23 protein-coding genes, 3 tRNA genes and 1 pseudogene are annotated in these 25,010 nt (G+C 34.7%); 8 read left to right on the forward strand and 19 right to left on the reverse strand.

Going from position 1 to position 25,010, the window contains the following annotated elements; genetic code table 11:
* Positions 1 to 359: 359 nt before the first annotated feature.
* Positions 360 to 1,589, reverse strand: coding sequence for a 3-deoxy-D-manno-octulosonic acid transferase (locus EMN46_RS05545; RefSeq protein WP_154199688.1), 1,230 nt, complete (start codon positions 1,587 to 1,589; stop codon positions 360 to 362).
* Positions 1,590 to 1,748: 159 nt separating this feature from the next.
* Here EMN46_RS05545 and EMN46_RS05550 point away from each other — a divergent pair, with 159 nt between their 5' ends.
* The 3 genes from EMN46_RS05550 (at position 1,749) to EMN46_RS05560 (ending at position 5,644) form a co-directional block, all read left to right on the forward strand.
* Positions 1,749 to 5,192 carry a hypothetical protein gene (locus tag EMN46_RS05550; RefSeq protein WP_154199689.1) on the forward strand — a complete coding sequence of 1,148 codons (3,444 nt, stop codon included), beginning with the start codon at positions 1,749 to 1,751 and terminating at the stop codon, positions 5,190 to 5,192.
* 255 nt (positions 5,193 to 5,447) lie between these two features.
* Positions 5,448 to 5,520 (forward strand) — tRNA-Met (locus EMN46_RS05555).
* Between the two features lie 51 nt (positions 5,521 to 5,571).
* Positions 5,572 to 5,644, forward strand: a tRNA-Met gene (locus EMN46_RS05560).
* 443 nt (positions 5,645 to 6,087) lie between these two features.
* Here EMN46_RS05560 and EMN46_RS05565 read toward each other — a convergent pair.
* A tRNA-Ile gene (locus EMN46_RS05565) sits at positions 6,088 to 6,161 on the reverse strand.
* A 98-nt stretch (positions 6,162 to 6,259) separates the two neighbouring features.
* On the opposite strand from EMN46_RS05565, the gene EMN46_RS05570 reads away from it, so the two are divergent.
* Positions 6,260 to 6,892, forward strand: a complete 633-nt coding sequence (locus tag EMN46_RS05570; RefSeq protein WP_154199690.1) for an HAD family phosphatase — start codon at positions 6,260 to 6,262, stop codon at positions 6,890 to 6,892.
* A 7-nt stretch (positions 6,893 to 6,899) separates the two neighbouring features.
* Here the strand turns inward: EMN46_RS05570 and EMN46_RS05575 are convergent, their stop codons facing one another.
* Together EMN46_RS05575 and EMN46_RS05580 are read right to left on the reverse strand one after the other, a co-directional pair.
* On the reverse strand, positions 6,900 to 7,715 hold the full coding sequence (locus EMN46_RS05575; RefSeq protein WP_154199691.1) for a hypothetical protein: 816 nt from the start codon (positions 7,713 to 7,715) through the stop codon (positions 6,900 to 6,902).
* Between the two features lie 108 nt (positions 7,716 to 7,823).
* The gene (locus tag EMN46_RS05580) at positions 7,824 to 9,779 is read right to left on the reverse strand and encodes a flavodoxin-dependent (E)-4-hydroxy-3-methylbut-2-enyl-diphosphate synthase (RefSeq protein ID WP_154199692.1); all 1,956 of its coding nucleotides are present in this window, start codon (positions 9,777 to 9,779) and stop codon (positions 7,824 to 7,826) included.
* A gap of 258 nt (positions 9,780 to 10,037) precedes the next feature.
* On the opposite strand from EMN46_RS05580, the gene gldA reads away from it, so the two are divergent.
* Both gldA and metK read left to right on the forward strand, forming a co-directional pair.
* On the forward strand, positions 10,038 to 10,937 hold the full coding sequence (gene gldA / locus EMN46_RS05585) for a gliding motility-associated ABC transporter ATP-binding subunit GldA (protein ID WP_154199693.1): 900 nt from the start codon (positions 10,038 to 10,040) through the stop codon (positions 10,935 to 10,937).
* A gap of 496 nt (positions 10,938 to 11,433) precedes the next feature.
* Positions 11,434 to 12,690, forward strand: a complete 1,257-nt coding sequence (metK, locus tag EMN46_RS05590; RefSeq protein ID WP_154199694.1) for a methionine adenosyltransferase — start codon at positions 11,434 to 11,436, stop codon at positions 12,688 to 12,690.
* Positions 12,691 to 12,932: 242 nt separating this feature from the next.
* On the opposite strand, the gene EMN46_RS20185 is transcribed toward metK, so the two are convergent.
* From EMN46_RS20185 to EMN46_RS05655, 14 genes are all read right to left on the reverse strand, one after another.
* A complete protein-coding gene (locus EMN46_RS20185; protein ID WP_255447717.1) occupies positions 12,933 to 13,061 on the reverse strand; it encodes a hypothetical protein in 129 nt (42 codons plus the stop codon).
* Between the two features lie 260 nt (positions 13,062 to 13,321).
* Entirely contained in the window at positions 13,322 to 13,990 is a 669-nt protein-coding gene (locus EMN46_RS05595; RefSeq protein ID WP_154199695.1) for an NAD(P)H-dependent oxidoreductase, read from the reverse strand.
* Positions 13,991 to 14,088: 98 nt separating this feature from the next.
* A complete protein-coding gene (locus EMN46_RS05600) occupies positions 14,089 to 14,655 on the reverse strand; it encodes a peroxidase-related enzyme (protein ID WP_154199696.1) in 567 nt (188 codons plus the stop codon).
* Positions 14,656 to 14,689: 34 nt separating this feature from the next.
* Positions 14,690 to 15,286 carry a DsbA family protein gene (locus tag EMN46_RS05605; protein WP_154199697.1) on the reverse strand — a complete coding sequence of 199 codons (597 nt, stop codon included), beginning with the start codon at positions 15,284 to 15,286 and terminating at the stop codon, positions 14,690 to 14,692.
* Positions 15,287 to 15,301: 15 nt separating this feature from the next.
* A complete protein-coding gene (locus tag EMN46_RS05610; protein WP_154199698.1) occupies positions 15,302 to 16,180 on the reverse strand; it encodes a radical SAM protein in 879 nt (292 codons plus the stop codon).
* Between the two features lie 5 nt (positions 16,181 to 16,185).
* Positions 16,186 to 16,821 carry a 4Fe-4S binding protein gene (locus tag EMN46_RS05615; RefSeq protein WP_154199699.1) on the reverse strand — a complete coding sequence of 212 codons (636 nt, stop codon included), beginning with the start codon at positions 16,819 to 16,821 and terminating at the stop codon, positions 16,186 to 16,188.
* A 35-nt stretch (positions 16,822 to 16,856) separates the two neighbouring features.
* Positions 16,857 to 17,777, reverse strand: a complete 921-nt coding sequence (locus tag EMN46_RS05620; protein ID WP_154199700.1) for a hypothetical protein — start codon at positions 17,775 to 17,777, stop codon at positions 16,857 to 16,859.
* A 53-nt stretch (positions 17,778 to 17,830) separates the two neighbouring features.
* Entirely contained in the window at positions 17,831 to 18,775 is a 945-nt protein-coding gene (locus EMN46_RS05625; protein WP_154199701.1) for an SMP-30/gluconolactonase/LRE family protein, read from the reverse strand.
* A gap of 2 nt (positions 18,776 to 18,777) precedes the next feature.
* Positions 18,778 to 19,707: a putative quinol monooxygenase gene (locus tag EMN46_RS05630; protein WP_154199702.1), complete on the reverse strand. Its 930-nt coding sequence runs from the start codon at positions 19,705 to 19,707 to the stop codon at positions 18,778 to 18,780.
* Between the two features lie 26 nt (positions 19,708 to 19,733).
* A complete protein-coding gene (locus tag EMN46_RS05635) occupies positions 19,734 to 20,366 on the reverse strand; it encodes a putative quinol monooxygenase (RefSeq protein ID WP_154199703.1) in 633 nt (210 codons plus the stop codon).
* 134 nt (positions 20,367 to 20,500) lie between these two features.
* Complete coding sequence (locus EMN46_RS05640; protein ID WP_154199704.1) at positions 20,501 to 20,974, reverse strand: VOC family protein; 474 nt, start codon at positions 20,972 to 20,974, stop codon at positions 20,501 to 20,503.
* A 16-nt stretch (positions 20,975 to 20,990) separates the two neighbouring features.
* The gene (locus EMN46_RS05645) at positions 20,991 to 21,167 is read right to left on the reverse strand and encodes a zinc-binding dehydrogenase (RefSeq protein WP_368667498.1); all 177 of its coding nucleotides are present in this window, start codon (positions 21,165 to 21,167) and stop codon (positions 20,991 to 20,993) included.
* Between the two features lie 94 nt (positions 21,168 to 21,261).
* A complete protein-coding gene (nfsB, locus tag EMN46_RS05650) occupies positions 21,262 to 21,915 on the reverse strand; it encodes an oxygen-insensitive NAD(P)H nitroreductase (protein WP_154199705.1) in 654 nt (217 codons plus the stop codon).
* A 13-nt stretch (positions 21,916 to 21,928) separates the two neighbouring features.
* On the reverse strand, positions 21,929 to 22,870 hold the full coding sequence (locus tag EMN46_RS05655; protein WP_154199706.1) for an NADP-dependent oxidoreductase: 942 nt from the start codon (positions 22,868 to 22,870) through the stop codon (positions 21,929 to 21,931).
* Positions 22,871 to 23,180: 310 nt separating this feature from the next.
* Between EMN46_RS05655 and EMN46_RS05660 the strand changes: the two genes are divergently transcribed.
* Together EMN46_RS05660 and EMN46_RS20390 are read left to right on the forward strand one after the other, a co-directional pair.
* Positions 23,181 to 23,567, forward strand: coding sequence for a helix-turn-helix domain-containing protein (locus EMN46_RS05660; RefSeq protein ID WP_229130284.1), 387 nt, complete (start codon positions 23,181 to 23,183; stop codon positions 23,565 to 23,567).
* Between the two features lie 59 nt (positions 23,568 to 23,626).
* Positions 23,627 to 23,731: pseudogene (locus EMN46_RS20390) on the forward strand (winged helix-turn-helix transcriptional regulator); the annotation flags it as partial.
* Positions 23,732 to 23,827: 96 nt separating this feature from the next.
* Here EMN46_RS20390 and EMN46_RS05670 read toward each other — a convergent pair.
* Entirely contained in the window at positions 23,828 to 24,760 is a 933-nt protein-coding gene (locus tag EMN46_RS05670) for an alpha/beta fold hydrolase (RefSeq protein WP_229130285.1), read from the reverse strand.
* Positions 24,761 to 25,010: the final 250 nt, after the last annotated feature.

A 25,010-nucleotide genomic window follows, 5' to 3' on the forward strand; every position in this document is an offset into this window, starting at 1 on the left:
TAGATTTATCTCAAAACTTATTTACATAAAAGAGTTTCTTCTCTGATTTTTTACTCCTCTAAATTTCTAATATGCAATTTAGGTATCGTTTTCCGAAACGACAATACCAAAACAAATAAATAAATAAAAGTTATCCACAATGAATTGTTAATATATTCACATTCAATCGCTTACATTTTGAGTTAATCTAAAAAGTTTTCCAAAAGTAAAACATATAGATATAAAGATATGATCTGTACACGCTGATAACAAAGCGATTCAGTCTATTTACACATCAAAAAGCTATTGAAAATAAGATATAAAAGTGTTATTTTAGGATAAAGGACTGAAAGTGTGATCAAAGCTAGGTTTGGCTTAAACTAAAACTTTATTGTATCAAGAATTTTTGAGGTTGCTCCTCTCATCTCATCAACGTAATTTATGGCAGATTCTCCCGATTTTTTTCGTTCATCCACATTTTTATGATAGGTATCGAAGACTACTTTCAGCTCCTCATAATTTTCGTACGTGTGAGCAGCTCCATTAGCAAGAAGATCCTTCGCTTCTTTAAATTTATGGTAATTGGGACCAAAAACTATTGGCATACCACAACATGCTGCTTCAAGGGTGTTGTGAATACCTCTACCAAAACCACCACCGATATATGAAATATCGCCATATCGGTACATAGATGAAAGTACGCCAATACAGTCAACAACTAGAACTTCAGCGGCATCGATCTCAGCTTTGCTAGCTGTGGTAAATCGTACATAAGGCTTCTTAATACTGCTTATAATATTTTTAATATGATTTTCGTCAACCTCGTGAGCAGCAATAATGTATTTGTAATCATTATCTGTAGCGTTAATATATCTAATGATATTTTCCTCATCCTTTGGCCATGTACTTCCGGCAATCAAAACAGGTCTATTTTGGGCAAAATCTTCGAGTTGTGGTAATACTTTTGCCTGCTTAGCGATAGAATACACACGATCGAAACGCGTATCTCCAGCTAAACTCACATTCTCAAAACCTATTCCCTTTAACAATTCAATAGACTCCTCATTCTGAACAAATAAATGCGTAAACGCTTTAAGTATTTTTCTATATAACCCTCCCCAAGGTTTAAAAAACATTTGATTAGGTCGGAATATAGTTGAGAATATGTAAGTTGGAATCTCTTGTTTTCTAAGTTGATTTAAATAATGATACCAAAATTCATATTTAATAAAGAAAACCATTTTAGGATTAATTATTCGAATAAACGCTTTGGCATTTCGCTTCGTGTCTAAGGGTAAATAGAACACATAATCTACACCCTCATAATCTTTACGAATCTCGTAACCCGACGGGGAAAAAAATGTTAGCACTATTTTATAATCAGGATACTTTTCTTTAAACCCCTCAATAACGGGTCTTCCCTGCTCAAACTCTCCCAACGAAGCAGAATGAAACCAAACTAGATTAGTATCACTTCCAACTGCCTCTTTTATCTTGTTAAAGATATTTTTACGTCCACGAACCCATTGCTGCGCCTTAGGGTTGAATAATGATGCTACTCGTACTATTAGAGAATAAAAAAAGACGGACAAATTATAAAACAAAATCATTTATTAAGCAATTTAAAAACTTACAAGTCGTTTGAATAAAATATGAAGTTCACGCCACAAAACTAAACATTTTTAGCCTCCATATGTCTACCCTAAAAAAATTATCCCCAAATTAGTCCTTTAATTAAGCTAATTAACCAAATCCCTATATCCAAAATCTTGAAACGTATTCTGTTTATTTGCACATTTCTAATTTTGAGCACGGCTAGCTATGCTCAGAGTTCAAGCAATATCAGAACCAAGAAGATTGATATTACAAAAGACAGCATACAACTCGATTCCCTTTTAATATTACCAGCCACAATTAAGTTATGGGTAGGTGAAGAATTACTAAACAGCACATTTTATAAGCTCAACTTAGCAAAAGGAATTTTTATTCCAGAGGCAAAATTAAAAACGAAAGGCTCTCTAGCTAAAATCACCTATCGTGTCTACAACTATAAGACAAATCAGACGTTTTTCAAACATAAATTAAGTGAAATAAATCAGCCCGATGTACTGAGGAATAAACGATATTCCATAAAACAGACTAATCGAACATTGGAAAACAACTTTAACTCTCAGCTAAACAAACAAGGTAGTTACACTCGAGGTTTGTCAATGGGAAATAATCAAAATGTGGTAAGTAATTCGAACCTCAACCTACAACTATCTGGTAAATTAAGCAATAATGTTAATATACTGGCTGCTATTACCGACGACAATATTCCAATTCAACCCGAAGGCAATACGCAACAGATTCAAGATTTTGATCGCATCTTTATCAAACTTTTTAACGAAAAACACGAACTCACCCTTGGTGATTATCAAATAGAAAACTCGCAAAATTCACACTTCCTAAAATTCCAGAAAAAAGTACAAGGAGGACAATACATGGGTCTTATTTCTAAAGGAAAAAAAACAAAAATCTATACGCAAACAAGTGCTTCCATTGCAAAAGGAAAATTCAACAGAATGGAAATTGAAGGGCAAGAAGGAAACCAAGGACCTTACAGATTCTATGGAACGAATAATGAAACCTACATCGTTGTACTTTCTGGATCTGAAAAGATTTACGTGGATGGACAATTGCTTTCACGTGGTGAAAACAAAGATTATACAATAAACTACAATACCGGCGAACTTAGTTTTAATACCAGTCAGCCAATTAATGGAAACTCACGAATTATTGCGGAGTTTGAATATTCTGAAGAGAATTATTCAAGATACCTGATTTATAATAATACCAAGATAGAAAGCGAAAACGCAAGCCTTCAAATTAATTTTTACAATGAGCAAGATAACAAGAATAACACGGTTAGCCAGGATTTGAGTGATGAACAAAAGCTTCTACTTAGTCAATCAGGAGATAATCTGCAGAACGCTATATCTGAACAAATTCAAATTGTAGAATACACCAACGAACTTATCTTATACAAAAAGGTAATTCAACAGATTGAAGGAATAGATTACGAAACCTATGCTTATTCAACTGACCCCACTGAAGCTATTTATCAAATTAATTTTTCATATGTTGGCGATAAAGAGGGTAACTATAAGCAAATTGAATCACAAGCAAATGGACGCGTTTATGAATGGGTTGCTCCCATCAACGCCATTCCTCAAGGCGATTTTTCCCTTAAATCACAAATGGTAGCTCCTGAAAAACATCAAGTCATTAGTATTGGTGGCCAATTAAAACACTCGGCACGTGCCAATAGTCAATTCGAACTCGCTTTTAGTAATAAGGATCTCAACACATTCTCTACACTCGATGACAAAAACAATAAAGCCCTTGCCTTTATGTTTGAAACCAACAGAAAGACCTTTTTTAAGGATACAAACCAGCAATTAATCTCATCATTGAGTTACAATTACCTTGGCAAAAATTTTGAAGAAGTAGAAACATTTAGATCTACAGAATTCGATAGAGATTGGAATATTGAGGAACAAACAACAAAAGGCACCGAACATTTTATTGAGATTAAAAACAGATATAAAGGTAAAGCAAGTCAATTTTCCTACGATATTTCAGCACTAAATCGGGCGTCGCAGTTCAATGGATTACGACAAAATGCTTCTATTACATATCACAAAAGAAATTTTGAATTAAATTGGGATGCAAACTTTTTAGTAAGTGACCAGGACGACACAAAAACAGAATTTTTCAGAAATAACCTAGCAACAATATACAAACTAAAAACATTTAATATTGGCCTGGAACAGCATAGCGAAAACAACAAATGGGAAGAAAAAAGTAGCCACGATTTATTAACTAGCAGCTTTGCAAACAAAACGTATAAAGCCTTCTTAAAAAGCAAAGAAAATAGTCCAAATCAATTTGAAACTTTCTATCAATATCGGAAAGACTTATTACCATGGGAAAATAAGATGAGATCCGAAAGCGAATCTGAAGATATTGGCTTTATTTTATACCTAAAAAAGAATAGAAAGAATCAATTAAAACTAAGCGGTAATTACAGAAAACTACAAATTATAAATGAAGGTATTAGTGATAAAACGCCAGAAGAAAATTATCTAGGAAAACTAGAACATCGAGCTCAAATTCTGAAAGGCATAATTAGAACATCGAGCTATTACGAATTAGGATCAGGACTTGAAGCTGATCGTATCTACTCTTATGTGGAAATTAATGAAGGACAAGGTGTTTACAAATGGACTGATTATAATAATAATGAAATAAAAGAGATTAATGAATTTGAGGTTTCAAGCTTTAAAGATGAAGCCAATTATATTCGTATTTCCAATATAACAACTAACTACAAAAAAGTTTATACTAGCGAATACCGTCAAAGTTTGAACATCCAATTAAAACGCCTAAAAGGAAGCTCTAAGCTTATAAAATTTGCATCCTCACTTGGCAATCGTTTTTCGTATAAAATTGCTAAAAAGAGCACTAATAATGATTTCAATCTGTACGGAAACCCTTTTTCTTCATCACAAGACAATCTCAATGTTATCACCCTAAACTCATCGTTACAAAACACGTTCTCTTATCACCCTAAAAAGTCGCATACCACCTACGATTACATCTATTTAAACAATGAAAGCAAACTTCTTTTAAATAATGGGTTTGAGAGAAATAAATTAAGTCAAAATGGTTTACGCTTAATTTGGAGAAAACAAGATTGGCAAATTCACAATCGAATTGATACAGGTACCAAAACTCGTACAAGCGAAATATATTCTAGCAATGATTATGAATTGAATTACATTAAGGAAGAAATAAAAGTCAAATATCAAGTTGGCAGAAATTTTCAATTGGAATTTGATTATTTATTTAAGACTAAAGACAACAAATTAAATACTGAGAAATTGACATCTCACGATTTAGGAATAGAAGCTCAATTCTCTTCTGGAGAAAGAAAAAACCTTAATGCGTCTATCCACTATCTAAAACTAAGCTACAATAGTGATAGTAATAGCTCTCTGGCCTATGAAATGCTCGAAGGTTTCCTCCCTGGGAATAACATGACATGGCAACTCAATTATCAACAACAACTGACAAAAACATTCCAAATGAATATAAACTACAGTGGACGTAAAACTGAAGCAAATAGCGCAATTCATGTAGGAAGTGTTGAATTAAGAGCCTATTTTTAAAAATATTTTACGCCAATTAACGTCTAAAATTATGCTAATAATTTTAAAAAATATACGAATTACAACACAATGATACATTGCACTATGAAAGCTTAATTTTAACAAATAAAGCTTCCTTTTTTGTCCTGATTAAGCCACACCTAGGGGATTTAGACGGTCTCCACTATTAAAAAAAACTAGAATTAGCTTGCATCTTCTCGAAAAGCGCGTATCTTTGCAATCGCAAATAGAAAGATACCAAACTATAAAATATATTGCGGGGTGGAGCAGTTGGTAGCTCGTTGGGCTCATAACCCAAAGGTCATCAGTTCGAGTCTGATCCCCGCTACTTAGAAATCCTTCGAGATTTCATCTTTCTATAAAGGTATTAAAAATATATTGCGGGGTGGAGCAGTTGGTAGCTCGTTGGGCTCATAACCCAAAGGTCATCAGTTCGAGTCTGATTCCCGCTACTCGAGAGAAGCTCTTAACGAAAGTTAGGAGCTTTTTTTATGCCTTATATTTTCAATAAATACAAAATACCATTGGACTCGTATCCGCCTGAGGCGGACATCCCGAGTCTGGCAGTGTGTCTAAACTCAATAATGATTCTAATTGTGTAAATACCTTTGATAAGCGGTGTAGAAACGACAACACCTATACAATATCTCCTAAAAGCTTTAATTATAAAAATGAGGAATAACCTTCGGCGAGGGCTTCGCGTTCAGCAAAAGCGTTAAAATTTCTATTGATGGAATAATTACCTTTATATGTGATGAATATGGAAAGCTTTCCTAATTAAACTGAAAAAATTTAAACCAGCCTGTTCTACAAACTCAAACCAACTTCACATATATCAGGTATATCTAAAATAAAAAAAGCAGCTACACATAGTGTAACTGCTTGATATTGGGGGTGGGCCCACATGGGTTTGAACCATGGACCCCCTGATTATGAGTCAGGTGCTCTAACCAACTGAGCTATAGGCCCGATGAAAACAAATCAGTAAAATGATATCATTACCTTTGTTTTGCGAGTGCAATGTTACATATTTGCATTGAATAATTCAAAAAAAACACAAAGAAAATATGCCTAATTTTTCATCAATCCCAAATATAGTCTTCGATTTAGGCGGAGTACTTCTAAATATAAACCCCGAAAATTCTGTTAATCAGTTTAAAGCGATAGGATTAAACGATACAAGCCGAATTCAGTACGAATATCGAAAAGATGGTTTATTTGATCGTCTTGAGAAGGGAGAATTGAGTCCTGAAGCTTTTCGAAACGAAATCAGACAATATATCGACGCAGAAGTTAGCGATGAAGAAATAGATTATGCATGGAATTCTATGCTGCTCGATTTTCCTCACGAAAGATTACTTCTATTGCAAGAGCTTAAGAAAACACACAAGATATATCTCCTAAGCAATACCAATATTATTCATTGGAAACATTACAATCAAATGCTTAAAGACAAGTACGGTCTTGAATTATCGGATTGCTTCGAAAAGGATTATTTTTCTCATACCTTGGGATTACGAAAACCCGACACAAGCATCTATAATAAGCTTCTAAAAGCCGAAAACCTTAAAGCTGAAGAAACCTTGTTTATTGATGATATGTACTCTAACGTAGAGGCTGCACGCTCAGTTGGCATGATTGCCCATCATCTCGATATAGAAAATGGTGAAACTATCTTGGATTTATTTACAAAAGATTAGTTAATTTCTATTCTTTGATAAATTCCCCCATCGTGTTATCAAAATTGACGTAATATTTTCCTGGTATTAAATCATCTAATCGGACTTCTCCACCATATCCGTTATAAATAAGATTCCCAAACAGATCAAAAATTTCAAACTGGGTTGGTGTGGAGAAATTTAACTGCTCTTTGACTCTCTTATTTACAAGTTGAACAACCTGTAGAGTCGATTTGTATTGTATCGAATCGGAATACTTATCTTTTTTGGTATAATCTACTTGATGAATTCTAAATATATTTTCACCAGAATGAACGGGTACTTTAATTCTATAGGAATTAATTCCTGAGGTTCCAACACCTCTAAGTTCCCCAACTTTAACCCATTTATTCCAACGATATTGTTGTACATCAAAAGGTAAGGAACCCACTTCATTTGAACATGTCCAGTTTAAACATTGATCTTTGTCAATATAAGCCTCTTTTATCTTAAAGGAACTTAGAGGCTTTAGAGCTTCAATATTTAAAATTGAAGGTTTTATAGAATCTTTATAACAAATACAAAAATGAAGATCCTCTCCAAGCTTGAATCCCATGTGTGACAAATCAATTTCAAAAGCACTCGATTCTAAAATTTCGGTATATTTCTTGTTATTTATGGAAATTGAATCAATTGTAAAAAGGTCTTTCGAATGGACAAAAGGATTTACAATATAAACATTAGCACCCGTAAAAACGCCTTTAATATTGAGTTCTTGAGACGATACAACTGTCGATATAAATAGAAAAAAAACAAATATTAATCGAAAACTCATAGTCTTACCTCCTAATTTTACTAGATTCATCTATCACACCAATGAGTACAAATTTACTCTAAATAGCTTACAATATAATAAATTTAGATAAATAAACAGATAGATCGATAAGCTATTTAAATACTTGTTCTCTTATTTCTACTTAACATCTTTCCAGTCACCATTATCTTTTATAATCTGAATCAACTCTTCGATAGCATCCTCACTCAAAATATTTTTCTTGATCACTTTTTGAGATTTATAAAGAGATACTCTGCCAATACCTGCTCCAACGTATCCATAATCAACATCTCCCATCTCGCCAGGACCATTTACAATACATCCCATTACACCAATTTTAAGATGAGATAAATGGGCACATCTTTGTTTTACCTCAGAGACTACTTCTTGCAAATCAAATAAAGTTCGACCGCAACCAGGACACGAAACAAATTCCGTTTTAGATGTGCGAACACGAGCAGCTTGTAAAATACCAAAGGCAGTCGCATTAATATCCTCACGAGAAATATCTCCAATATTATTTAAACAAATACCAGTTCCTAATCCATCGATAAATAAAGGACCAAAATCGCAGGCTGATTTCAACTGCAAATCTTCCAATTTATTTTCATTAAATAAAAGATGAAACACAACTGGCGTTTTACAATTAAACTGAATCAATTTAAATACAAAAGCACGTTGCTCAGCAAAAGTATTTTGATGCTTCGATTCACATAAAAGAACAGCCTTAGGATCTGTTTTCAGCTTTTCTATAAAAGCTTCTGTCAAGTTTGAATACTCACAACTGATAAAATGCACATCAGAATTAAATGCACTCAAATCATTTTGAAAAAAGGCGTCGGATGAAAATAAAGGTTGAACCCGCTCTGAATATAAAAATGCTTCTTCCCAACATTCTGAATCGACAATAAATCCCAATTCTTCAGGAAAATCACGAATGGCTGGATCTAAACCATTAATATAAATATAATCGGCAGCCAAATCACTTTTCTCCCACTCAAAGCTATCGGCGTTCATCTTATAACCTATTTGCTCAGGAAAATCACTACTAAAACATTTATCCAAACTACAATCGGCAATAACAATGGCTTGATTTCCACCACCTATATTGGCTACCTTCTGAGTAGATCGTTTATAGAACTCATATAAGTTAACGTCCAAACAAAGAGGAGATTCGATAGGTGCATGACCTTCCTTTTCAAGAATATAATCTACCATTTTTCGTCCAACTGGCGATTCAACCTCAGGATCTTCTGTTAGTGAAATACGAATTGTATCGCCCAAACCATCGTTCAATAAAGCTGCAGTTCCCACAGCCGATTTTATACGTCCATCCTCGCCTTCACCAGCCTCGGTTACACCAAGATGTAATGGGAAATAAAGCTCTTCCTTATTCATTTCACTCACAAGTAATCGAACTGTCTTAACCATAACAACCGTGTTGCTCGATTTGATAGAAATAACCACATTTGAAAAACTTTCTTCTTTACAAATTCGAAGAAATTCAAGTGTAGATTCTACCATACCTTGAGGCGTATCACCGTATCGAGACATAACACGATCAGATAATGAACCATGATTTGTTCCAATACGAATGGCAGTTTTATATTCCTTACAGATGTTTAACAAAGGGATAAATTTGCTTCGGATCTTAGCAAAACCTTCTTGGTACATTTCGTCACTATAAACCGAACCATCAAGATTCGCTCTTTTATCAACGAAATTACCAGGGTTTACACGAATTTTATCAACATACTGAGCCGCAATAGTTGCCGCTTCGGGATTGAAATGAATATCGGCAACTAAAGGTGTTTCATAACCTTTCTCCAACAAACTCGCCTTGATAAATTTTAAATTCTCAGCCTCGTTTTTGCCTTGAGCAGTTAATCGTACATACTCGGCCCCCGATTCTATCATTCTGATAGCTTGCGAAACACTAGCTTCAACATCATTCGTATCGGTATTGGTCATAGATTGAATACGAATAGGATATTCAGCACCTAAAGGCGTCTTTCCAATAAGGCAAATTGAAGATATACGTCGAGAATAATTAAATAAATCTTTACAGAAAGTATTATATTTCGAAATTGTCATAACATTATATTATAAACAGTTACTCACACATCCCAAATAATAAAGGTTATTTAAATGAGTATAAAGCTGTAGGCTGTTTGATATTGATAAATATTAACCTGATTCTATTTAAAATACAAATGTAAGCTATAAATTCTTAAATTTGAATTTCTAATGAATAAGGAATTGGTTATCATCTCTAGTTTTATATAATTTAAGTTGAAACTTATTTAAGATCTGAGATTATCTGAGTAATCTGCAGAAAAACAAAGAAAATCCATGTCAATACAAGTCAAAGAAGTTAGTAAATTCTATGGAAAACAAAAAGCTTTAGATAATCTGAGTTTTGAGATATCAGATACTGAAGTTGTTGGATTCTTAGGACCCAATGGAGCAGGCAAGTCAACGATGATGAAAATTATCACAGGCTTTCTTCCTCAAAGTTCTGGCGACGTATTGGTAAATGGTTTAAATGTGATGGAACATTCTCTTGAAGTCCGTAAACAAATTGGCTATTTGCCCGAGAACAATCCACTATACCTCGATCTATATGTAAAAGAATATTTAGAGTATGTAGCTGGCATTTACAAACTTGGAAACAAAAAGAAGCAACGTGTTAACGAAATGATTGAGCTCACAGGCTTAGGTTTGGAACAGAAAAAGAAGATTGGTGCATTGTCGAAAGGTTATCGCCAAAGAGTGGGTTTAGCACAAGCACTTATTCACGATCCTAAAGTTCTGATTCTTGATGAACCTACAACAGGTCTAGATCCCAATCAGCTAATTGAGGTTCGTCAATTGATTCAAAATATTGGGAAAGAAAAAACAGTGATGCTATCGACTCATATTATGCAAGAGGTTGAAGCAATTTGTGAAAGAGTCCTAATCATTAACAAAGGACGGCTGGTTGCCGATCAGGCTTCGAACAATATTCATAGTCTTAAGGATTCTTATGTGTTCGACTTGCAGTTTACAAGCTCAGTTGCCAAGGAGCTATTCCAAACTATTGCAGGTATTACTCATATTCAAGCTTTACCGAACAATCGCTACCAAATATCTGCAAAAGCCGATGTGCGAGAACAAATCTTCCAAATGGCAGTAAATAACCAACTAGTGCTTATCGAAATGAAATCTCAGGAGCGTAATCTGGAATCTATTTTCCATGAATTAACGCAATAAACAGATAACAACTCAATTCTTTTTCGCACAATTACACAAGAATCAGACTATGTGAAAAAACATGACTTGAAATCCAACAACTTTTACCCTTAAATTCCCTAAAGGGAAGTTGTTGAAATTCAGTCTCCCTTTAGGGTTGGGGTAAAACTGAATTCAGAAAAGAAATTTCAAGTAGTTAACGCTGAAATAAAGAGTTTTTAGTCTTTTTTAACCAAAGTCCTTTATATTCTTAATCAGAAGCAATCTGCATAAGCTTGTTTGTTTCCAAAAGAATGCTTTCCTTTGCAGCAAATTAAGTGGAAAGATTTGGCTGATTGCGACCACAGAAAAAAATGCTAAATGGTAATACTTACCCTATTACATTTTCTGTACATTGTACAACCAATGCTTTCCCGTATATTTTATTTATAAAAAGTACCGCTTTTCGACTTAGGTACTTAAAGTTGTAAACACTTTAAGCTTAAGACAGTTCGGACACTTTAAACTTTAAAATGTTATGGGATATTTATTTACATCTGAATCCGTTTCAGAAGGACATCCAGATAAAGTTGCTGATCAAATTTCAGATGCTTTATTGGACAAATTTTTAGCTTTCGATCCTAACTCGAAAGTAGCTTGCGAAACTATGGTAACAACAGGACAAGTTATCTTAGCAGGCGAAGTAAAAACAGATACTTATATCGATGCTCAAGATGTAGCTCGCCAAGTAATTAACCGTATTGGTTATACCAAAAGCGAATATCAATTCGATGGCACATCGTGTGGTGTTTTAACAGCTATTCACGAGCAATCTGATGATATTAACCGTGGTGTGGATCGTGAAGATCCAATGAGCCAAGGAGCTGGTGATCAAGGTATGATGTTTGGTTACGCTAGCAAGGAGACTGACGACTATATGCCTTTATCTCTTGACTTATCGCACCGTTTATTAATTGAGATGGCGGCTATTCGTCGCGAAGGTAAAGAAATGACTTACCTACGTCCTGATTCAAAATCACAGGTGACTATTCAATATGCCGATGATGATACAATCGAAAGAGTTCACACCATTGTAGTTTCTACTCAGCACGATGATTTTGGTCCTGACGATGAAACCATGTTGGCTAAGATTAAAAACGATGTTCGTACAATTCTAATCCCTCGTGTGATTAAAATGTTACCTGCACGCATACAGGCTTTCTTCGATGATAACTTTATTCTTCACGTTAACCCAACAGGGAAATTCGTAATTGGTGGTCCTCATGGTGATACAGGCCTTACAGGTCGTAAGATTATTGTTGACACTTACGGTGGAAAAGGTGCTCACGGTGGTGGTGCATTCTCTGGTAAAGATCCTTCAAAAGTAGACCGTTCTGCAGCTTATGCAGCACGTCATATTGCTAAAAACTTAGTAGCTGCTGGTGTATCTGACGAGATTTTGGTTCAATTATCATACGCAATTGGTGTAGCACAACCTGTAGGTATCTACGTTGAAACTTATGGCAAAAAGAATGTTGAGCTTAGCAATGGTGAAATCGCTGATAAAATTGCTGAGATTTTCGACCTTCGACCTGCTGCAATTGAGCAACGTTTAAAATTACGTAACCCTATTTATGAGGAAACTGCTGCCTATGGTCACATGGGACGTACACCTCGCACAGTTGAGAAGACATTCCATTCTCGTTATTTCGATGATAAAACAATGGAAGTGGAACTTTTCACTTGGGAAAAACTAGATTATATCGAAATAGTAAAAAAAGCTTTTAAACTTTAATCCTTTTCGAACAGCATAAAATAAAAGAGAGTATCCATTGTGGATACTCTCTTTTTGTATCGAATTTTCTTGAGGGTCTCACTTTTTTTGTTGAGGCTCTCAATATATGTCGCACCCAAAAAATTTTAGTCATACCCTGACATTTGCAGCTCACATATAGTCAGAGCATGACGAGGCCCATAAATAAAACAAAAGAGAGCATTCTGGTGGGTGTTCTCTTTTTATATTTAAGCCACATCGGGCTATCGACTTCTCCTATAGGAATCAACTTTTACTTTTACAGAAATAGGCTTAACATTAATCCATTTCCAAATTAGGAAGTATCCTACAAAAAATGCTATTTCTAATGCTATTATTAATACTGCTCCCATAATATATCAGTTTAAATTGTTTTATAACTTATAATCTAAATTTATACAAAATATAAAACGACACCTACTGTTTAGTAAACTTTAACATCCCAAAAAAGAAAGAGAGTATCCATTACATATACTCTCTTTTTGAATTTTGAGAGTCTCACTTTTTTTGTTGAAGCTCTCAATATATGTCTCACCCAAGAAATTTCATTCATACCCTGACATTCACAACTCCTATAAAGTCAGAGCATAATAAAGACACGTTTTACCTCAAATTATTTTACCCACTCAACAACTTCTTCCATTGGGAATCGAGATTGAGGGAATGGTGAATCTTCTTTTCTGTAACCAAAAGCTACCATTGCAGCTACTCCAAGTTTATTTGTATCAACAATTCCTTCAGCGGCTAAAATTTCTTCCACTTTTGCTCGGTCGAAACCTTCAATTGGACAAGAATCTATGCCAATCTGAGCTGCAGCAGTCATCATATTAGCAAAAGGCAGGTAAACCTGTCTGCAAGACCAGTCAAATATTTTACGATCATCGGTTAAGTCAAACTCATTTTCCATGAAGTTTTTGAAGAAGCCAACTTTCATTTCTTCCACCTCAGCAGGTAATTTATCGATCACCTGCGATTTGTATTTCAAATAATCAGAACCAGCGCGCATTTCATCGCCTTTTCTGGACAAAAGAAGAACAAAGTGACTTGCTGATTGTAATTGCTTTTGCGCTCCCCAACTTGGCTCCATTAACTTCTCACGCAATTCCATATTCTGAACAACAACAAATTTCCAAGGCTCCCAACCAAAAGAACTAGGAGATCTTCTTCCAACTTCAAGAATAAACTCAAAATCGGCCTCTGAAATCTTCTGATCAACTTCAAATTCCTTAATGGCACGTCTGAATGAGTGTGCTTTTAATATTTCTTCTTTTATATTTTGCATGATATTTTTTTTCTAAATGCTTTTTTCAGATCAATTCATAAATTAATTGACCAAATAACTCTTCGGAAAATGTATTTAGTATCCTTATTCCCTATAAATTAGCGTCCCATGGTATAGAATTCCTCATCAGGATGAACAGCTAAAAAGCTCATTAATCGGTTAGACATATTGTAAAAAGCGGTGATACCATTAATGTCCCAAATATCTTCATCGCTAAAACCATGACCTTTCAATAGTTCAAAATCTTTTTCGTTTACCGAAGCAGAATCAAAAGAAACCTTCATAGCGAAATCGATCATTGCGCGCTCACGCTCAGTAATATCAGCCTCTTTATAGTTAATGGCAACTTGGTCGGCAATATAAGGATTTCCCGATTGAACTCGAAGATGTGCGCCATGAGACTGCACACAATATGAACAACCATTTTTTGCAGAAAAAGCGACAATAATCATCTCTTTGTCAGCAGCACTTAATCCACTTTCTTTGTTCATTAATGCATCATTGTAGGCTAAAAAGGCACGCAATTCTGCTGGGCGATGCGAAAGTGCTTTTACTACATTAGGTACAAAACCAAAATTTGCTTTTGCTCCATTTTGAATAGCTTGAATATCTTCTGGTAATTCGTTAAGTTCTGGTACTGGGTATCTGCTAATTTTTTTTGTCATGATATGTTTTATTTTTTTGAATGTTTTTTATTCCTTATTGTTCATTTAGTTGCTTAAAAGCCCTTCTAAAATTCTCAGGACTTTGTGCTCCTACAATTCCAATTTTATCGTTAATTATAAAAGTTGGGACACTTGTAATATTATTATCCACACAGAATTTTTTATTGTCTTTAAGTGCATTCTTGTATTTATCTGTAGCGAAAACGGCATCAACTTCTTCTTCCGAAATACCTACCGATTTAGCAAGCTTTTTAATTTCTGGTATCAAGCTAATGTTGATGTCCTTAAAAAAGAAAGCCTCGTACATTGCTGTATTGTATTCTTCCGATTTGTTTACAGATTTTGCATACTCAGCAACTTGTAATGCTTTGTTTGAATTTGGCATTGATGTAATATCTGTAAAGTTGAGACCATGCTGACGACCAAATGCTTGTAATTGCAAGTTCTTCTCTTTGGCATTTGGAAAATAATCTTCTGATGGAATTCCATGTTCAGGAATATCAGGATGTATCTCGTACCCTTTAAAGATAATTTCGATATCATATTCACTTTTCAATCCATCAATAATGCCTTTGCCAATATAGCAGTACGGACATTGAAAATCGGAAATCATTGTAATTGTATATTTCATATTGTAATGGCATTATTATAATGTTGTACGTTCAGCAACTCCATTAAGAAAGGTTTGGTCGCTAAAACGAATTGCATCATCAATTGATTGAAGCATTTGCACTTTATCGCGAGGTAATAAACCATTTAATTGTGCTGTATTAATAGGGTGACTGCCATAAAAAGGCATATTTTCTACTTTAATCAACTCAATAAGTTTGCGCTCTTCTTCAAGTATTTCCAGTTCCGTAGCCGGTATAAATGTGCCGTTTTCAACGTCTTTCGCTATGTCGCTTCCTGGGAAAAATCCAAGCGAAGTAACACCTACCAAATTAGAACCTGTTTTGTTGATTAGCTTGGCAGCTTCCGTGGCATTTTCAATTGACTTGCCTTTACCTCCGGCACCCAACATAAAAATGTCATTGTGTCGAATTCCAGCTTTAGTCAAGCGCTCCAACTGCTCGTAAGCATCATTTATTGTATGACCTTTGTTTACTTTCTTCAATACTTCATCGCTACCTGATTCAAGCCCAACCCACAAATCGTTAATGCGCATTTCTCTGAGTTCACGAAGTTCGTTATCTGTCTTACTCATAATATTCCTAATAGAAGCATACATGGTAATGACTTCCATTTCAGGAAAGTACTCGATAATTTTTGCCGAAATCTCTTTCAATTTACGAGCGCTTAAAACAAAGGCATCTGCATTTAATAGAAAGATTCTTTTCTGTGAACCATAAAACAATTTCGCTTCCTGCAAATCTTTTTCGATTTGCTCCATCTGCTCAATTTTAAATTGAACATCTTTGTACATGGTGCAAAAGCTACAGCTATTATGGCTACAGCCTACCGTTACTTGAAGCAGTAAAGTATTCGCCTCAATCGGTGGTCGGTATGTTGTTCCTGTATATTTCATAATTCTTATTTTCCTTCTAATTTAACGACTGCACCTACTGGGCAAACCTCCATACAATTTCCGCAATGCAAACAATTCTCTTGTACTATTTCGTAGGGCTCGCTAATACGAATGCAATTTTGAGGACATTTATCCACACATAAACCGCAGGCATTACAATCATCTGTAATCTGATAGCCAAAAGCTTGTACTTCTTTTCCTCCAAATGCAAAACTTCCTCTTGTAATGGGTTTCGTGCTTAAATCAAAAAACTCACCTTGTCCTTTATACAGATGGAATATATCTAGAGCTGTTCGGCTTTCCATGCTTGGATAAATATCAGCCATGTATGGATTTTTCTCAAAAATTTCCTCTCGCTTTTCAGAACCAATATTCCTTACCGAACCGGCTATGGAAATGGCTTTCTTCGCCATGGAACCTGCCCCAGCAGTCATCCCGCTTAAGGAAATGTAGCCTTTGTTCATCAGTTGCGTGTAGAAAGCTTTTCCTTTTGCAGTCAAAAAATAAATGCCATCCTCATCGTGCAACATGATGTCAATCACTCTAGTTACCGGCAAGCCTTTCTCGTCGGTAGTTGCTACAACAACCGAGTGAATTTCTTCGGCTAAAACTTTCATGTAGGTTTTTGTTTCTATTTTCATAGTGCAACTTGTTAGAGTAATCTGGGCTTAAGTATTTAATTTTTGAATAAGAAATTAGCTGTGCCTTGCAAGTAAAAAGGCCATCCAAAATTTGGGTATGCTTCGTTCATCTTAGCCAAGAATTCTTCTTTATTGGTCGATGCTTTAGCAATGCTCTTTAAATCTTGAAGGTAATGGAGCTTAATAGTTACATCTCCTTGTGTTTCTGGCTCTCCGTGTGAGCTAAAAATAACATCGTAGCCTTTCTTCTGATAACCTTCTAATTGAGCGATATACTGATCTAAAAATTCAAAAGAAAAAATAAGAGCGTGCTTGTCGTGACCTAACATGTGTGGGTGAATTGCATTGATTTCAGGAATTGCCACATCGAAAGCAAAATCTTTATTCGAAATGTCAAATTTTATTCCAGCAATCTCATTCACACCTTCTTCCATTAAAACTGTAGGCTTGTAAATCGTCACATCCATAGGATCGCCAAAACGCTTTTTTAAACCAATTAAAGATGGCGCTCCAGCACCTGTAGCATAATGATCTATGGCATGTTGCATGGAATAAACATTGGTAAATTCCAGCTTGTCTGTTTTAATAAAATCCGCTCCAATTGGATGATAAGAAACAATCAAATCGATGCTTTTGTGTCCTAAGCCAGTTATGTAGTTTATTAACTCTTCATAATTATCTCTTACAGGTGGTGATTCAAGCAATACAGCTTTTCCGTTTTTTTCCAAGATAAATACAAAGGTTCCGAAGAAATCTTTGGTTTCGTAGGCGTGTAACTTTACGTCGCCATAATCATAAACCCACATGGTTCCCTTTTCAAGTTGAACTGTTGTGTTGCTCACGGTGAATTTGCGCATACTTTCTTCTCTAAACATTTCTTTTTTCTGTGCTGAGACAAGGAATGTTGAACTCACTAATATGATTGCACTGATAAGCGCTAAGATATTTTTTTTCATTTTTATATTTTTATCATCCAAGCCATAGGCTAGGGTAATTTCTCAATTTGTTATTAATTTTTATCTTCTTTCAGATTTAGTTCTACGATTTTGGCCGTTACAACTTCATCTTTATTAGCTTTTAGCATACCTCCATTACCCGATACCAGTAAGGTACTTTTAGAACCATATTTCCAAGTAAGACAGGTGCAACCTGTCACTCCCTGTTCCGCTTCCGCGATAATACTTACTTTTCCTTGTGGTGTTATTTTAATAATTTTATCGTAGATGTGAGTGGCAGCATAAATGTTGTTTTGTGCATCCATTTCAAAATCATCAATAAACACATTTTCATGAAGGATTTCTGGATCACCAGCTTTATCACCCTTTAGAAGTGGAATTTTCACCATCAACATTTTACCCGTATTGCTGATATAAACAGAATTGCCTTTTACCTTAATTCCATTGACTCCTGGACTTTGCTTTTCGATAGAAGGACTAGCTAATAAATCATTCTGTAGCCAAATACTTGTAGAAGCATCCTTAATATTCAGTTTCCAAATAACACCTTTAAAAGAATCAGCAATTAAAAAATTGTTCTTGTTTAGTTTGGCAATACCGTTTAATAGAATTCCTTCAGGAACTGTTGCTACTATCTTCGATTCTCCCCTTTTCAGGTTTAATTGAAGGATAACAGCTTCTTTTTTATCTGAAGTTCCAGTTACCAATAAATTGTTATCATCTAAAAATGTGAGTCCAGCCAGCATGCCATCAAAATCGACAAGAGTCTTTACATTTCCATCTTTTATACGGTAAACCAAACCCTGCATTAAATTGGTGGTGTAAATCGAGCCATCTTTCCCCGAAGCTACACTTTCCAAAAACTCAAAACGATTGAATTCTTGTACGATCTTACTCTTTACAAGACTTATCGTTTTATCCTTGTAAGGATTATTTACCTGAGCAAATGTTCCAAGGAATAGAAACAAGAGGGCGTTTACTAATAGTGTTTTTTTCATGATTACTTAATTTCTGTTATGAAATTCATTCCATCTTCCATATTTCCAATGACAGCCTCGTTTAATAACGCACCTGTTTTTTCAGCATAAGGCTGCTTCATGTGAATTTTCCATATTGCAGCTGGATTTCTCCAGTTTTCATGCACAACGAAAGTATCATCAGCGCCATCAACAGTGTAAAAATCAAAAAAGAGATTCCCCTTTTCATTGTGAGTATTCGCAACATGATCTTCAAATCTTTTGATGACTTGCTCACGGTATCCATCTTTAATTTTGAAAATGAAGAATAGAGCTTCCTCCTTATCTTCTGGATTTACTGAATTTTTATCGTGCATAGGAGCAAACTTCGTTTCTCCCAATTTCATAATTATTGGAGCCGATGCTAAGGCTTTTCCCGCCAATGCTTTAATTTCATGAGAATATGAAAATTCCTTATGAAGTTCATATGCATCTGCATCTTTCCATCGTGAATACACATAAAGCACATTTGGCTTTTTGTCGTCAGAATATAACTTCATTTCCACATTTCCGGCTTCCAAAACAGAAGCATGCAAACTTTTAGTAGCCGCTTCAGTAAATGCTTTTGTAAACTCAGGTTTCACGGTAAATTTCACTAGTTGTGTCATCATATCTTTCTGTTCTTTTGGATAGACTTCGGTTTTAATCTTACCTCTAAAACGACCAAGCTTTTTCAAGTCTGATTGATTGGTTCCATTGAATTCCTGAAATACACCTCCATTGTATATAGCCAAATCGCCAGAAGGATAATTCTTCGTTGACTCAAAGAAAAAGTTATCGATATTTTGAGACATTGATAAAGCATCATTTTCAAGATCAACTTCAAGAACTAATTTCTCTGTAGTTTGAGCTGAGGTTTTAATTCCAAAGGTGAGAGCGAACATAAATATTAGCACGTTTACAATCTTTTTCATCTTAGAAGTTTATTAAATTATTGTTATTAAGCTATCTCAGTAACGAAGTTCATATATTGATCTAAGTCTCCAACGACAGCTTCATTCATCAATTTTCCTGTTTCTACTGCATATGGCTGGTTAAAGTGAATATCCCATACATCCGATTCTTTTCTCCAATGCTCGTAAACAGCTAACGTATCATCTTGTCCATCGATGGTATACAAATCAAAAAGAATATTTCCTTGTTCCTCTTTTCTTGTACTTGTAACGTGAGTTTCGAACTGTTTCAGTAGTTTCTCACGATATCCTTGCTTGATTTTGAAAATGAAGAAAATAATAAATACATCATCTTCGGGATTGGCTCTGTTTAGATTCTTCTCATAAAGTGGAGCTGGATTGGTTTCTCCAAGATCCATTACATTAACAGATTCCACTACTGTATTTACTAGCTCTACCACTTTTTGAGTGTAAGCTTGCTTTGTGTGATAATCAAGAGCTTCCTGATCTGCCCATCTTTCATATCCAAAGAAAATATTGGGATTTTTATTGTCAACAAAAAGTTTCATTTCTAAAAGGCCAGCCTCTGTTTCAGCACCTTTTTTATCTTCAATAAGTGCAGCCTTAAATTCGTCTGCGCTCTCTGGTTTTACTTCGAATTTTACAATTTGTGTAAGCATTATAGTCTCTCTTTTATATATTAAAAAAAGTATATTTTATTTCTGTTTTTATATTACTCAAAGCTACATTGAAACATCTAGTAAATAGGAATACAAAAACGCCCTTGAGTGGTAATTTTACCCCACAGTAATAGTTAATTTCCAGTATTTAAATAGAATGGAAAGTCTTTGCTCATTATTTCTTGTATTTCTATGATGTTACCATCTGGATCGCGACCATATGTTGCTCGTACTGCTCCATCCACAAAATCTCCTGGAGGTGCATTAAACTTCATTCCAGCCGCTACAAGTCTCTCATATTCGCTATGAATATCTGTTACATCAAGACATATATGCGTATATCCATGATCATTGGGTGGATAGAGTGAATCTTTTGACTTTGGCTTAGGGGTATAATATTCAAAGATTTCAATATAAACGTTGTTTAATCTGAGCATAGCTTGTTGGGCAGATGAGTCTTTTAAGCCAACTGCCTGATCGAAGCTTTTGTTTCCTTTATCCCAACCTCCTTTTGAAACAAACTCTGCACCTATTACATTACAATAGAATGCAATTATTTGTTCAAAATTAGAGGTAGATATAGCAATATGATGAATTCCATTTATCATGATGATGTCTATAATTTTATATTGTAACAACTTCTTTTCCTACCGTTCTTCCTGATTCTAGTTCTAAATGTGCATTAGCCATTTCTGTAAATAGAAATGTTTTAGACACATGAGCTTTTAAGATTCCTGCTTCTAGTAATCCTTTTAGAGTATTCATATCCTTCGCACTAGACTGAACCAATAAAGCTGGCACGCTACCATTTTAAACTTAACTACTTATACATTAGACTTATGCATTTTTTAATGTAGCTACAAAACTTTCGCAATGTTCCGCTTTGTTGTGAATTTTATAATAGGGTAATAATTTCTTCTTCTGGGAATCTAGATTTTGGTAATGCCGCATTAAAATCAGTCTCTTTTCGATATCCTAGAGACACCATAGCCAAAGCTGTATATCCTTTTTCACGTAAGCCAAACTCTTCATCTAAAGCTTTTACATCAACACCCTCCATTGGACAAGCATCTATACCTAATGCTGCAGCACCTAATAAAAGAGAACCCATATTTAGGTAAACTTGTTTTTCCATCCAATGAGGTAAATCTTTAAGGTCGTAACGGTGAAAATCTGCAAACATCATACGACCACCGAACATTTGATCTTTAAATTCTTGTTCTGCAAATCGACCATCTTTATCTTCTTGCTCTAAAATGCTTTTCATGTACTTTTCATCTGCATCAACTCTTGTTGCAAAAACAATTACGTGAGAAGCATCTAAAACCTTTGGTGTATTAAATTTGAAGGCACCTTCTGTTCCTTTTGCAATACGCTCTTTACCTTCTTTTGTGTTTGCAATTATAAAATGCCAAGGTTGTAGGTTTACACTTGATGGACTTAAGCGTAATAATGCTTTTACTTGCTCAAAATCTTCATCCGAAATTGTTTTTGAAGCATCAAATTCTTTTACTGTATATCGTTTATTTAAAACATCTATTAAATTCATATCTATATTTTTTTTAAAATTTAACAATTACTTTTCCAACCGTTCTACCAGACTCAAGTTCTAAGTGTGCTTTCGCCATTTCTGCAAATGGAAATGTTTTAGACACATGAGCTTTTATTACGCCAGTTTCCAATAACTCTTTTAGCGTATTCATATCTTTTGCACTCGACTGAACCAATAAAGCTGATACGCTGATATTTTTATCTGCTAATTTTTGAGCTTCCTCAATTATTTCAGGTGAGCTAGGTAAGGATATAATTGAACCACCTTCGCGCATTACTTTTAAAGACTTCATTAAAATGTCGCCTCCCATTCCATCTAATATAAAATCGATATCAGTTGCAACTTCTTCAAAAGCTTGTGTACGATAATCAATGTGTTCATCTGCACCTAGGCTCATTACAAAATCTCTGTTCTTAGCAGAAGAGGTTGTGATAACATAAGCGCCCAAGTGTTTGGCAATTTGAATTGCAAAATGACCAACACCACCCGAACCAGCATGAATCAAAACACGATCATCTTTCTTGACTCTACTTTCTAAAACCTGCAATGCAGTAAGAGCAGCTAAAGTTGTAGCGGCAGCCTCTTCGAAAGAAGTGTTCACTGGCATTTTAGCCAAATGATTTTCTGGAGCAGCTACAAACTCAGCATATGCATTTCCAGCACCTGGAAAGTTGACCATTCCAAACACTTTGTCTCCAATCTTAAATTGTGATACATTTTCTCCAACAGCAACTACCGATCCTGCTAAATCCCATCCTAAAATAACAGGACGTGTTGCACCATACATCATCGTAAGTCCTTCTTCAGTACTTCTAATTTTATAGTCTACTGGGTTAATACTAATAGCTTTTGTTTCAACTAGCACTTCGTTATTTTTAAGCACAGGCTTATTGATATCCATCAACATTAGGTTTTCAGAACTTCCGGCTTTATCTAATACAATTGCTTTCATAAGTCTATCATTTTAAGTTTGTGTCATACGAAATTGTTCTTTTCGTATATTTCTGTGTGGCAAAAACTTTAAGTAGAAACGCTTCATACTACTTGCTTCAACCAATACTATCATTTGTATAGTGACAAAAGTATGTATAGTTTTAATTTCTCACAATAACGGTCAAAAATGATAGTACCTAATTAAATTCTTAATTAACTGTATAACAGATTTATAACAAACTAAAAATAAACTATAAAAAGTATAGTTGCAAAACTAAATGTAGTTGTTTACCTTTGTGATGTACAATCAGAATAAATAAAGATTTGTAATGGATATAAAAGAATTATTTGAGAAAAAACCGATGATAAAACTCCACGAAAAATTATTTCCTTGCCCAACAAGTGCGGCTATGGAATTAATTGGAGGAAAATGGAAAAGCGTTATTTTAATGCATTTAATAGATGGAAAGAAACGTTACAATGAATTAAGAAAAGAATTGCCTACCATTACGGAACGCACATTAAGCTTACAGCTGAAGCAATTGGAGAAAGATGATTTAGTATTTAGAAAAGTATACACTAAAACACCACCTTTAAAAGTCGAATATTCACTTACCGATTTTAGCCAAAGTTTGATTCCAGTTTTACAGGCAATTACAGAGTGGGGAATTTTTGCAGCGGAAGAAAAAGGAGAGTTTATCTTTAAAGAAAAGTAATAGAAAGTCAAATAAATCGATCTTTGGGAGAAGATGTTAAAAATTGAAGGGAAACTAGAAATGATAATTTAATTGCTCGTAAGATTTATCCAATGGTACCAACGGTGTATGATTATTCAGTAAAGGATAGAGGAAAAGAGCTTTTCCCTTTAATTGATTATTAGAAAGCTTGGGAGTAAAAAAAAGATGAGGAAAAATAAAAGGATAAGGGTATAAAAAGGAGCAAATGATAATTTGCTCCTTTTCAATTTGAGATATTTTTACGATTCTAATTCATTTAAAATTCGGCGAAGAGAAAATACAAAACTCTCTGGATTATCTTCTTGCGTAAAATGATTTGCATTAGGTAGTAACTGAACATTTGCATTTGGGTAATAAGAACGCCATTTAGCAATAGTTTCAGGATTTCCTAAGGTTATATTCTTCTCTCCGAAAATGAATTCTACTGGCTTATTAGCCAATAATGGCAATCGTTTTTCCAAGTCTTGTAACCACGATTCGGCAAGTGTGATTTGCTGTGGAAATACTAATGTTCCCTTACGTGATGCAGGTGTTGGGAGTGCCATTTCGTAGGCATCGGTAATTGCTTTATTATTTCTCGATTTCTCATTTATATTTTTTAGCATGAGCGTTCTTACGAAATAATTTTCTTCGTAAATCAGTTTCTCCGCTTCGGCAGTTCTAAAAAATTTCGAAAACTTTACGGATTCCCCTTCAGCCTTCCATGCCCATGTGTTTGATATTACCGTGCCCAATATATTGTCTGGATGATTTGTTGCTACCGTTAAGCCCGTAGGTCCACCCCAATCTTGTACAACAATAATAAATTTGTCTAGTTTCAAGTGATCGAATAGCAGAGACCTGATCCATTCAGCATGCTCTTGAGGCTTGTAGCTAAAGTTTTCGGGCGTATCTGAAAAACCAAATCCAGGTAAATCATAAGCAATCAATCTTGCTTCGCCAGCTAGTTCTTTAATTATATTTCGATACAAGAACGACCAATCAGGATTTCCGTGAGCCAATACAATGGGTATGCCTTCTCCTTCATCAATATAATGCATAGAGCAAGCATCTTTTTCAAACCAATTACTTTTAAACGGATATTCTTCCTGATCGACTAAAAAAGGTCTTTGCTTTTTGTTTGCCACATCTTTGTTAAAAACTAATGGGTTCTTAGAGTTTTCACTTTTCATCATTCCTTTTTATTAATTTTATAAGCGACTATTTTATTTTCAAATAGATAGGGAACATATACCTGCTCATTCTCATCAATAAAAATATCAGCATAACTACTTCCAAAATTCGATAGTAATTCTTTTTATCATCCGTCACATAATAGATTTTACCATTTAATGAATCGCTTGCGATTATACTAGCTTTAAATTTTACGACACCATCAATAAATCCCATTTATTCTGATGGCGTTATCATTTTTATCAATTT

It is taken from the genome of Ancylomarina sp. 16SWW S1-10-2 (assembly GCF_009669305.1).
Lineage (GTDB): Bacteria > Bacteroidota > Bacteroidia > Bacteroidales > Marinifilaceae > Ancylomarina.